Source organism: Oligoflexus sp. (assembly GCF_035638955.1).
Lineage (GTDB): Bacteria > Bdellovibrionota_B > Oligoflexia > Oligoflexales > Oligoflexaceae > Oligoflexus.
In genome coordinates this window covers 158,225-168,547 of sequence record NZ_DASQYZ010000112.1, presented here as the reverse complement: position 1 = coordinate 168,547, position 10,323 = coordinate 158,225, and the positions used below count along the sequence as shown (strand labels likewise).

Genomic DNA, 10,323 nt, shown 5'->3' with positions numbered 1-10,323 from the left:
CGGACCGGTTGGATTATTCGAGTAGGAAGCTACAGAAAAGTGCTTACCAAAAAGTGGGTGAGCAGGGTCTGTAATTTGAATCCACATATTTGGTATTTCATCGACGGGGGGATTAAGATGATCATTCGTTGTAATCCACACGCCACTCCTCGATGATGTTCCGAGCATCCCTGAGCGATGAGAACCAGTACATATTCAGGCATTCGTCTCGCAGTCGACCGTTAAAGCTCTCTATGAAAGCATTTTCATTTTTGTCTCCGGGGCTTGCGTAATGCAGCCGGACCCCATTATCAGCAGCCCATTTCGTCAAAGCCTTGCTCGTAAATTCCGGCCCCTGATCCACACCAATCTCGTCAGGCAAGCCTCTTTCAGCTTTAACCTATCGAGACACGGGCGACAGGCAAAGCTAGCCAGATTACTGAAGCAGCGGAAAAAATTGGGCTAAATGAAAAGGGACAGATTGATGAAATTGCGGAGACTGTGAAGAACGGTAACCCATGTAAGATCGCAGCAAGCTTTCCAAGGAAGTCGATTGATCTGCTCTTCTCATTGATCGAAGATATAGCATACGCGGCCCCCTGTTCTCCCGGATCAGAAGACAAAATGCTCCTGGATATACTTGACACAGCAGCCCAGGAAGGCATTTCGGGAAAAACTCTGGGCCGAGTTCAAACCCGTGTTAACATTCGGAATGGTTCTGCGAGCAATGTGGGCAGTGGCCTTGAATATGCTCTGAAGAATCATGGTGGCACCGGGCCGGCTTCCAAATCGCAGTTCACGGTAAGTAGAGAAAAGGTCACAGAAATTCTTGGCAGAAAAGATATGGTTGCAACACCCGTGAAAAAGTCATCAGACTCCGGTAACTATATTCGCCAGTTTGATGCCGGTGAGACCATAGGTAAGTTGCCCGTTAACAAGGGTGGGACTGAGACCTCGGTAATAACCGTTATTACAGACGAAGCAGGAAACCTTGTAAACACTTTCCCAGGTACTCTTGGACGCGGAGCACAACTTCAATGATCACAGTCGTATTGGAAGAAGGCAATTCACAGGTTCTAAGAACGACGTCTTTGGAGGGCAATGAAAGAGTCCTCTTGGGTGCTGACTTGGGAATTTTAAGCCGCCTGGATGAATTCTCATACGACGTATTTTGTGAAGGCGACATGGGCGCAGTGATTGAAGGGGTCCAGAAGGCAAAGCTGTTGACCTCTGATGCGAAGATGCTAAGTCACTTGGAAGAAATAATCAGGCTGGCTATTCACTGCAAAAATGTAAAAGGCGCTACACTTACTTTCACCCCTTTTTAAGTTGTTTAGCAGGCCTGGGTACCAATGATTTCGGGAGGAATCACTGGTACCTTTATTCTTGCAACAATCCTAGCCAAGCGGAAGCCCAAAATCCTGTTATCATGAATTCCCATCTAAAATTTGAGGAGTACTCGATGAAAACATCTCTTGTTATACTTGTGACTATTTTTTTTGTCTCAAATTGCTCTAGCGAAAAGTCGTCAAAGCCTGCTCCATCCGACCAACCCGAACCTAATATAGCAGAAGTCGGGACCCCTGTTCCAAGCGCTTCTCCGACACCTTTGCCTACTCCGACTCCCAAGGCTTCGCCTGTGCCCAACGATTCAGGTAATGTGACGCCTGCAAAGACAAAGTCTACTTTCTCCCTCTTCACGCTGACTGCTCAAGAATCCAACCGTGTTAGAAGTGCAGGAAAGATCGTTTCTGTATCAATAAATCCCGTAAAGGTGACAAGTCTAACTGCGTTGATCCCGTCGCTGATGACTGTTTACTGCAGTAATGAAGTTATCGCCCAGACGAAGGTTGAACTACAGGAAAAAGATCGTGAGAACGAGCCCGCATATCGACCAAGCGTTCTAATACCGGCTGATGCAGCCTGTAATACTGAAATGCAGGTTAAGTTGGATGTTTTCGGATTTGAAGTTGAGCTTGGCGATGTAATTGTTGCGGATGCCGTATTCGTTGGAAAAGCGTCTCTAGTTCAGTGACGAATTCCACTGTCCTACTGCGCTTTCTGAAATAGATATGCAGGATGCTCCTGCCTTCAGAATAAAACACTCGAAATCCTGGAAAGGGTGGGACCCCACTTTCACAGGCAGGAACGCGGCGGCAATATCCCCCTAGTAGTGACCCTGTCGAGACCATGCAGCGGGTAGTCGCACGGCGCTGGATGGGTTGTGAAGGCAGGGGGCATGTAGCCGAGCCGATCGCTAGTCTATGATGTTAGGAATCTTGAGCCAGAAATTCAAACGCGAATTTAGCGCTCTCCTGATCGTAGCTGAAGGTACAGAGTTTTTCAGATGAGCCTGTACAGAGTTCAGTGAGAATATATCGAGAGCCAGCACTCCAATATCCTAATCTGCCTATCTTTCGACCCGTTTCATATTCGACGAGATCATAGGGACCGTAGGAACTTGCGTCAACTTTAACAAGCTTGAAGGCTTTGAAATCTGATCTTGAGATATGCTCATAGGCGTCTTTCTGAGCAAGCTTCCCTTTAACCGCAAGTCCGACCATGTCCAGAGTTGATGCGCCCTCAAGATTATAAAGTTCAATGCTGCCTTTCGGCATGATGAGACTGAGCCTTCGCCAAAGACTGTCGTCGAACGTATATTTACCGGTCACCACGAAGGTCTCAGATTGAGGTGCTATGTCCGATTGTTGGCTTCTGGCTCCTTCACCGCAGCAGATTGTGAGACAACCTATAAAGGGGATCGCCGATAACTTCATGGAGACTCCTCAAGTTACTAGTGTATACGGGATAGAATAAACGTTTTCATGTCATCTGAAAAAACAGTTCGTAATGCAACAGGTTCAGGACAAATTTTCAAAATAAAATGACTTTTTGATTAAAAGTACGAGGCAAGATGCCGTCGATTGGACTTCTGAAGTTATGAGGCTTGGAATGCAGATTTTCGTCTCGACGCAAACCAACCAGTGAGCGAACGTCTTCAACATGCGAGTCCCGCCGCTTCCAAAAGCTTTTGGGAGTGGAGAGTCGCCCTGGCCGGCAAAGAATTCTTAACCACCAGAGTGCGAGCTGACACTGTTCCCCAAGATCGGGCATTAAACCCGCAGCCGGTCCTTCGGATTTGATGCAGGCGCCCCGTTACTGCAATGCGGACAAGGTGCCCCGACGCTACGTGCACGCAAGCGGTGGAATGCACGCAATTTGGCTTCAGACTCCAGCGTTGACATAGCTCGAGTGGTGTACTAAGACACGCTTCACACTTAGTATAGCGGAAACCACTCAATGAAAGCCTGGACTATGAAAATCAATACGTTCCTGCTCCCAGTTTTCCTCATCCTCGCCGCTTGTGGCCGTGGGGAAAATCAAGACCAGACAACTGAACAGTCAACCCTTCTGGGCACAGACGACAGCTGTAGCAACTTTACCCGCCCCGCCGATGGACACTACTATCATTGCGCCTCATACCCTATGCACGACACCAAGGGTCAATCCACTGGCTTTCGCTCCACCCTTTTCCAAATTTCAAGCGCCTTCACGCCGGAGCAGCAAAAGAAAATTGCCCGGGCCTTGGACATCGCCATGTGGCATGTGGGAGAGCACTTTATTCACCGCTATGTGGAAAAACAAGCGAGTTCTGACTTCATGAACTGCGTTGCCCGCAAGAACCCTGGTGAACTTATACCCGTCGATGCACCAGCGGCCATTCGTGGTAAGAATGCCACTTTTTATGCTGAGTATGCGATGGGTGGCATTACCATACTGCAAAACTTTCATGATTTCAGGAAGGTCCCTGCGAAGATTAGTGTCCTCAATGTTCCTCTTCCTACTTTGGCTCAAACTCCCGTAGGAAAAGATTATTCAGCCGCAGGCGCAAGTCAGAATATGGATATCCAGATCAATATCCAGGCCTTCATTCAGGGAGTGAATGGTCAGACATGGAGTGACCGCGGCGTGGCTGGGGCTATTTTCCATGAATGGCTGCACCGTATTGGCTTCCAGCATCTGGCTGGCCAGGGCGCGAATGTGTTTATTAATGTAGCCGGTGCATGCGTAGAGTTCGAAAACCGCTAAGAATGCCAAGGGGCTGAAGTCTTCTTCAGCCTTTTTCCTCCTGATGGGAGCCTTAAAGACTGAAGGCCAGGTCAAAGGTTTCCTTGATTTGCTGCCAATCGACTATGGTCACAAAATCGCCTTTGCAGTTACCTCTTGATCTGGGAACGATGTGCACAAATTTTTCGCCCTCAGGCCCTCCCCTTACACGAACACCGACGTAATTATAATCCGAAGCGCAGTCCTCTCTGGTCTCAACAGTGATTCTTTTGATCTCCAGCAGCGCGGCCTTGGCAAGCGACAGGCCATGTTCCGTGATAACTTTACGTGTCTTCTGGATGGTGGCCGGACAGCCTACATTTTCTTCCTTCTCCAGGAATCCATCCTGCACCCGGTAAACGACGTCTGAGACGGGGTAATCCTTGAACAGCTCCCCCTGCCCGTTCCTGCATGAACTGCCGCCAATATTAAAACCGCTGACCAATTCCAGCGTCACACCGCTTCGAATTTCCAGATTAGGTACCTCGAGGATCGCTTCCGTCTGAGTCTGAATACCGGCTTCGGCCGTGGGAGATTGCAATTCGCGACCATCCTGTTTGGACGAACATCCGGCCGCCAGTTGCAGGATGAGGTAAACCAGAGCTGAAGTCGGGATGAGCCGTCGCATAAAGGATCCTCCAGCGGTGAAACTTTATCCAATGCAAAACTCAAACCAGCAGGATCTGTTGAGATATTGCTGACTTGAACCAGATCTCATCAGCAAATTAGCGACACTGTCATGGTTAATGACAGGTCTGCTTCATGCCAAATCCGGGAAATTCCAGTCAAGAATTTGATCATGCATTTCAACGCCGAACAACTGAATCATAAGTAAGTAGGTAGCGACTGCGTATCGCAATGCGGACGGGGTCCCGAGCACCCCCACACAGCCATCGATAATTTTCCGCACTCGGGACACGCAGCGGCAATCTTCATTTGTTCCAGGATAGCAAAAACCTGTGCTTCAAATTCGGGTTCATGTGATTTCCTTTTGACGAAGGTTATAGTTGACCGTCCCAATCAATCATCTTTAGGCGTATTGAGCCGGGGGCGTGGAATCCACAGAGAATGTCAGTTTGTGGCAAGGATAGCATGAAGTGGAAAAGGTGGCAGCTGACGGCCACCTCGCTATATCCTCCCCGTCTGGGGGAGCAGAACGCTGAGCCAAATTGCAAAGCGCGATGTCGCTGAGTTCCAAGGGAAGCTGGTTGCCGAGTCAAGATTGTCCCCAAAGACGATCAACCTGATATTGGGTCTTGCCCGAAAGATATTCAAATGTGCAGTGCTCTGGGAGTATCTCAGAATCAGCCCCGCGGATGGAATATCTGATATAAAAATCCGGGAACAGGACTATGACTTCTGGCTTTTCGAGGAAAGAGACAAGTTTCTTGACGAGGTCAGAGTAAAAGATCCCGACCTTTTCGAGATCATCGCTTTTGCGGTATTCACTGGTTTCAGGCGCGGTGAAGTTCAAGCACTCCAAAGAGACTGCTTGGACTTTGACAGGAAATTTATCGTAGCAAAGCGGAGCTATTGTTCGATAACCAGGAAAGTCAACGAGTACACCAAGGGGAAGAAGATACGACGCGTGCCTATGAATGATGTCGTCTTCAACATTCTAGAGAAGAGAATGGATCTTCCCGGGTGGCATCAAGTATTCCCAGGCGACTATGACCACATCGTAGAGCGTTGGTTCAAACCAGCCCAAAAAGCGGCCTTCATAGAACCGATATCATTCCATGATCTGAGACACACTTTCGGATCCCATCTCGCTATGTTGGGAGTCAGTGTGTTTGATATTCAAAAGTTAATGGGACACTCGGACATCCGTACAACTATGCGTTACATGCACCTTGCACCAGATCATTTGACAGGAGTTACACAGGTTCTAATACCGGAGACTGGCGGATTCAAAAAAATTCAATATGCTGAGGAAGCCGTAGAAACCGCGAGGAAAAGGGAGTTGTTCACTCAAAGTTCACTGCAAAAACTAGCCATCAGAAAATGGCACTGATTTTCAGAGATTAGATGGTCGGGGCGACTGGATTCGAACCAGCGACCACACGCCCCCCAGACGTGTGCGCTACCAGACTGCGCTACGCCCCGATACCTTGGGAGACTCAGTTTTTACTGTAGTTTCACGAGGCGATCAACGGGGAATTGCAAGGGTTGTAAGAAAATCGGGATCGCGTGGCGCAGTTTGTCTGTCAAAAGTATATCTCACGCCTCGGAATCATAATCTTAACCGACTCCTTTGTTAGCCGTGGCAGCATGGTAGCGAGCTGCCAGCCGGGGACAGAAGTGACATATTGACAGAGACGAGAGGGGACGGCCAGGCGTCATCGACTATGACGCGGCAAGCATGAATTGGCTACTGGGCACGGTCATGCCCTCGCGATGACCTGGACCTATGAGCGATTGCCCTCCGGCCGAAAATCTAAAATGAATTCCTCGCTTTGACCGATGATTTGCGTATGTTGATCTGGTCCCTGAGGAAACCCAATATTAATAGAACAATGATCCTGCCTCCGAGGCTCATCATCGTAAGGGCTTGGGCCTGCAATAAAGGTAAAGATATCTCCTTCTGAACTCGGCTTTTCATTTTTCAAAAAGGTTCCAAAGCACGAAATGCTTGGTAAAGCACCTAATCCAAGATTTTTGATCTCAGCTCGAACAATATAAGTTTGATCACTCATTTCTGAATAATCGAGAACTTTCAGAATTATTTCCTGATTGGCCTCCAAGGCTGTTGGCTCAACCGGGTAAGTAACTTCACTCCTTGTGTTTCTCCCGATGAGGAGCCGCGAATCCTGAATCTCCCAATCGAACGGGTTTTCATTAAGATGATCTACGCTGAACTTTCTCTGTTTGTAGACCCAATAGCGGCTCCATCCCTGAATCGTATTTGCTTCGCAGTCTGGAGATGCGTACTGAATCCCAATTCTACTGATGACTTTATCCTCGACCAGGAATCCCCATCTTGTTGCGGAGTCATATTTCACATCCGGATTTTCTGCGAGGGGATTGCAGTCGTCTTCAAGATAAAACTGACCCCTGCTTGCTTCCCTGTCAACACCCTGGTTTGGTTCCCTGGAGCGTCTCTTGCTATCGCCGCAAGCGGTAAGGAGTGTTGATGAGACTGCAGTGGAGACAAGGATGTGAAAGACCTTGGACATGATTCAACTCGAAAATATAGATTTGAAACAAGGAGGCACAACGTAGGATTCATACACAGGAACATTAGCGGCGTATAATAAGCGGCAAGCTTTTCAGTCCATCACAAAAAGAGCCCTAGCCTTAATGCATTCATAAGTATCGCCACCAACCCCATAGGGTGCAGCCACTGGGCCAGGGCTAGCGCTACCTGCAGAGAAAACCTTAACGATGGAAAATGCTTTAAACCATTTGGCTCTCGAGACCATCTGTCGAAGGGATATCAACCATAGCCAACTATCTGGAACCTTTGACTCAAGCTGAGTTAGTCGAGGCTCTGATTTCATCATTCGTCCTCCAGGGTGTGACTCACATTCACACCAAAAGACACAAAATCAAGTGGGATATTGCGTGTAAAAAAAAACGCAAGGGCTACTAAAACCCTTATCTTTTCACGCTGGAGGTTAAGAGGTCAGACCTTCAACTACAGCTTCAGGCTGCGTATGAGCAAGGGAAACCTTGCTCCTCTCCGAACATCACTCCGGCTGATGACACACAGCTTCCACATTATAACCATCCGGATCCAACACAAAAGCCCCATAATAATTCGGATGATACTGCGGCCGCAAACCGGGCCCCCCATTATCCCGCCCACCGGCAGCCATGGCAGCTTGATAGAAAGCATCCACCTGCTGGCGTGACTTCGCTCGAATGGCCACATGCACACGCGCCTGCACGGGACCCACGCTCAACCAAAAATCCGGATGTGGCTTTTCACCGAAGCCGGCGATATCGGGACTGCCACTTCCCTTGCTGGGAAACTCCATCATCAGTTCATAATTCAAAGCCGCCAAAGCTTTGACATAGAAATCCCGGCTTTTGGCGAAATTGCTTACGGTCACACCAATATGATCGATCATCACAAGCTCCTTTGGTCACAGTCAGCATGAAGTTCAACTTTACCCATTATGATCAAGCGTTCCGCTCCATCCCCTTCAATCTATCCATCACTCCAGGCCCTGTAAACCCTTTGGTCAGAAATTTGGCGGCCTGCCCAGCGCCGGGAAGCCTTATTAAGATGGACATAGGAGAATCACGCCAATCAGGAAGGTTGTGCCATGCGCTTCGCAACCGTAGCTTTACTCTTGAGCCTGACGGCTTGGACCGGATCTGGTTTCAGTCAGACTGAGACCGGCACCCACACCATTGATTCTGATTCCATTTTCCCTGCAACACCTTTGGTGAAAGCGCAGTCGGAGTTCTGGATCAAGATCTTTCGCCGTTATAAAAGCTCCTCAATCGTCATCCACGATCCCGAATATGTGGACGTCATCATTGATGTGGTCGATTACGACAATTTTAAAAAGACCCACAATAACGGTCGTGCGTTCAGTCGCAATGAGAAACGTGAAATTCTCAACCGCTATGTCGAGCGTTATCAGATCGCCATCAACAGGCTGCAAAAAATCGGTAAAAAAGCCCTCGAATATGGCCCCATGGAGCAGCGCGTTCTGCAGGTCTATAGCAAACGCAAGGAAACCCTATCTCGACTCTTCACCGAGGAAATCTATCTGCGCACCCAGCAGGGTCTTGCTGATGAATTCTCCCGGGCGGCCGAGCGGGCCAATTCCTATCTTCCTTATATGGAGCGGATCTTCCGCAATCGCGGCCTGCCGCATGAGCTGACCCGCATCGCTTTCGTCGAATCGATGTTTAACCGGGAAGCCCTCTCCAAAGTTGGAGCCTCAGGCGTCTGGCAGTTTATGCCCGACACGGCCCGGATTTATATGACGGTCAACAGCTATATCGATGAGCGGCGCTCACCTCTGAAAGCATCCTATGGTGCTGCCATGCTCCTCGAGCAAAACAACAAACTCTTGAAAGCCTGGCCGCTGGCCATCACGGCCTATAATCACGGCGCCGGCGGCATGCAAAAAGCCGTTCGAACCGTGGGATCACGCGACCTTGATGATATCATACGCCGCTATGAGGCCGGCAGCTTCGGTTTTGCCAGCCGCAATTTCTATAGCGAGTTCCTGGCCGCAAGGCAGGTTTATAAGGACCTCTATCAGAAGCAGGCGGTCACTCATAAAAATCCCATGAAGATTGATCACATTCGCCTGGATAAGCCAGTCTCGGTGCATCAGCTCGTGACGCATACGCCGCTGAAGCAGGAACAGCTGAAAGAATATAATCAATGCATTTTGCCCAAGGCTTTCGCCAACAAGCATCAACCGCTGCCGGCTGGCTTTGAAATCATTGTCCCACAGGAACTCTCGGATCAGGTTCGCCGTTCCCTCAAACAAATTCGCAACCCCACTGTGGCCCGGGGAGGGAAATAATATGAAACATATATCCCTCGTACTCATCCTTGGTTTTCTTGGGTTGGGAGCCTCCAGTCCAGGTCCCAAACGCGGTGATACCTCGGAAAACGTCCTGGACAGGCTTGAACGCAAGCTCATGGAGCAGGAAGCGGCGACGCTTCGCATTACAGCCCCACCGGTCTCGAGCAGCAAAAGCCGCAAGGGACCCGTTCAGCGTTTTGATATGCCAGCCAGTGTCATGGCTGCCCCATTGCCTCACGAAGCCGGCTTTGATTCCATTGCCAAGGATCTGCGCGAGCTGGAGCAGGATGCTGATGAACTTTCGGGCCAGGTGGAAAAGCTCAAGGCTGATTTCCTGACCATGGCCGACAAGGGTAATTTTGTTGAAATCAAACTCGTGATTGAAGACCCCAACGCCATGGTCGTGCGTTCCATGGGTCTGACGATCAATAAGCATCCTGTCTATGAAACCCAGGATCGTGAAGGCCAGTGGCTGCCCGCGCCTGAAGTCCTCCTTTATGCGGGACCTTTGGAACCAGGAACTCACGAGCTGAACCTGAAAGGTCGTATTGTGCGGCGTTATGAAAATAACGTTCCGCTCGATCAAAACCTCTATCACGCTTATGACCAGAATATTCAAGTGATCGTCCCAGCGGGAGCCTTCCGTCAGGGATATCGATTGAAACTCGCGAAACCTGAAAAGCAGAATATCCATGCCCAGGCTGTTTTGGAAAACTATCAGATCCCATAAGGAGCGCAC

General features: G+C 49.3%; 11 protein-coding genes, 1 tRNA gene and 1 pseudogene. 7 read left to right on the top strand and 6 right to left on the bottom strand.

All coding sequences use genetic code 11. From position 1 onward, the window contains the following. Nucleotides 1-124 precede the first annotated feature (124 nt). Nucleotides 125-367 (bottom strand): annotated as a pseudogene (locus VE954_RS11265) (integrase core domain-containing protein); the annotation flags it as partial. 113 nt (nt 368-480) lie between these two features. On the opposite strand from VE954_RS11265, the gene VE954_RS11260 reads away from it, so the two are divergent. From VE954_RS11260 to VE954_RS11250, 3 genes are all read left to right on the top strand, one after another. Continuing rightward, complete coding sequence (locus VE954_RS11260) at nt 481-1,020, top strand: hypothetical protein (RefSeq protein ID WP_324952712.1); 540 nt, start codon at nt 481-483, stop codon at nt 1,018-1,020. Then, entirely contained in the window at nt 1,017-1,307 is a 291-nt protein-coding gene (locus VE954_RS11255; RefSeq protein ID WP_324952710.1) for a hypothetical protein, read from the top strand. Before VE954_RS11260 ends, VE954_RS11255 begins: the two co-directional genes overlap by 4 nt. Before the next feature lie 134 nt (nt 1,308-1,441). Then, a complete protein-coding gene (locus VE954_RS11250; protein WP_324952708.1) occupies nt 1,442-2,014 on the top strand; it encodes a hypothetical protein in 573 nt (190 codons plus the stop codon). A gap of 235 nt (nt 2,015-2,249) precedes the next feature. Here VE954_RS11250 and VE954_RS11245 read toward each other — a convergent pair whose 3' ends face one another. Continuing rightward, on the bottom strand, nt 2,250-2,756 hold the full coding sequence (locus VE954_RS11245; protein WP_324952706.1) for a hypothetical protein: 507 nt from the start codon (nt 2,754-2,756) through the stop codon (nt 2,250-2,252). Nucleotides 2,757-3,294: 538 nt separating this feature from the next. Between VE954_RS11245 and VE954_RS11240 the strand changes: the two genes are divergently transcribed. Then, nucleotides 3,295-4,068, top strand: coding sequence for a hypothetical protein (locus VE954_RS11240; protein WP_324952704.1), 774 nt, complete (start codon nt 3,295-3,297; stop codon nt 4,066-4,068). A gap of 52 nt (nt 4,069-4,120) precedes the next feature. Here VE954_RS11240 and VE954_RS11235 read toward each other — a convergent pair whose 3' ends face one another. Beyond that, nucleotides 4,121-4,714: a hypothetical protein gene (locus tag VE954_RS11235; protein ID WP_324952702.1), complete on the bottom strand. Its 594-nt coding sequence runs from the start codon at nt 4,712-4,714 to the stop codon at nt 4,121-4,123. Between the two features lie 594 nt (nt 4,715-5,308). Here VE954_RS11235 and VE954_RS11230 point away from each other — a divergent pair. After that, nucleotides 5,309-6,100: a site-specific integrase gene (locus tag VE954_RS11230; protein WP_324952700.1), complete on the top strand. Its 792-nt coding sequence runs from the start codon at nt 5,309-5,311 to the stop codon at nt 6,098-6,100. A 15-nt stretch (nt 6,101-6,115) separates the two neighbouring features. Here the strand turns inward: VE954_RS11230 and VE954_RS11225 are convergent. The 3 genes from VE954_RS11225 to VE954_RS11215 form a co-directional block, all read right to left on the bottom strand. After that, nucleotides 6,116-6,192: transfer RNA gene (locus tag VE954_RS11225), tRNA-Pro, on the bottom strand. A gap of 302 nt (nt 6,193-6,494) precedes the next feature. Beyond that, on the bottom strand, nt 6,495-7,262 hold the full coding sequence (locus VE954_RS11220; protein ID WP_324952698.1) for a hypothetical protein: 768 nt from the start codon (nt 7,260-7,262) through the stop codon (nt 6,495-6,497). 513 nt (nt 7,263-7,775) lie between these two features. Further along, a complete protein-coding gene (locus tag VE954_RS11215) occupies nt 7,776-8,159 on the bottom strand; it encodes a VOC family protein (protein WP_324952696.1) in 384 nt (127 codons plus the stop codon). A gap of 198 nt (nt 8,160-8,357) precedes the next feature. Between VE954_RS11215 and VE954_RS11210 the strand changes: the two genes are divergently transcribed. Further along, the gene (locus VE954_RS11210) at nt 8,358-9,581 is read left to right on the top strand and encodes a lytic transglycosylase domain-containing protein (protein WP_324952694.1); all 1,224 of its coding nucleotides are present in this window, start codon (nt 8,358-8,360) and stop codon (nt 9,579-9,581) included. A gap of 1 nt (nt 9,582) precedes the next feature. Beyond that, complete coding sequence (locus tag VE954_RS11205) at nt 9,583-10,314, top strand: hypothetical protein (RefSeq protein WP_324952692.1); 732 nt, start codon at nt 9,583-9,585, stop codon at nt 10,312-10,314. The last annotated feature ends 9 nt before the right edge of the window (nt 10,315-10,323 follow it).

Coding starts and splice junctions, on each gene's coding strand:
- VE954_RS11220 (WP_324952698.1), bottom strand. CDS start 7,262: ATGTCCAAGGTCTTTCACATCCTTGTCTCCACTGCAGTCTCATCAACA.
- VE954_RS11235 (WP_324952702.1), bottom strand. CDS start 4,714: ATGCGACGGCTCATCCCGACTTCAGCTCTGGTTTACCTCATCCTGCAA.
- VE954_RS11255 (WP_324952710.1), top strand. CDS start 1,017: ATGATCACAGTCGTATTGGAAGAAGGCAATTCACAGGTTCTAAGAACG.
- VE954_RS11250 (WP_324952708.1), top strand. CDS start 1,442: ATGAAAACATCTCTTGTTATACTTGTGACTATTTTTTTTGTCTCAAAT.
- VE954_RS11210 (WP_324952694.1), top strand. CDS start 8,358: ATGCGCTTCGCAACCGTAGCTTTACTCTTGAGCCTGACGGCTTGGACC.
- VE954_RS11245 (WP_324952706.1), bottom strand. CDS start 2,756: ATGAAGTTATCGGCGATCCCCTTTATAGGTTGTCTCACAATCTGCTGC.
- VE954_RS11205 (WP_324952692.1), top strand. CDS start 9,583: ATGAAACATATATCCCTCGTACTCATCCTTGGTTTTCTTGGGTTGGGA.
- VE954_RS11215 (WP_324952696.1), bottom strand. CDS start 8,159: ATGATCGATCATATTGGTGTGACCGTAAGCAATTTCGCCAAAAGCCGG.
- VE954_RS11240 (WP_324952704.1), top strand. CDS start 3,295: ATGAAAATCAATACGTTCCTGCTCCCAGTTTTCCTCATCCTCGCCGCT.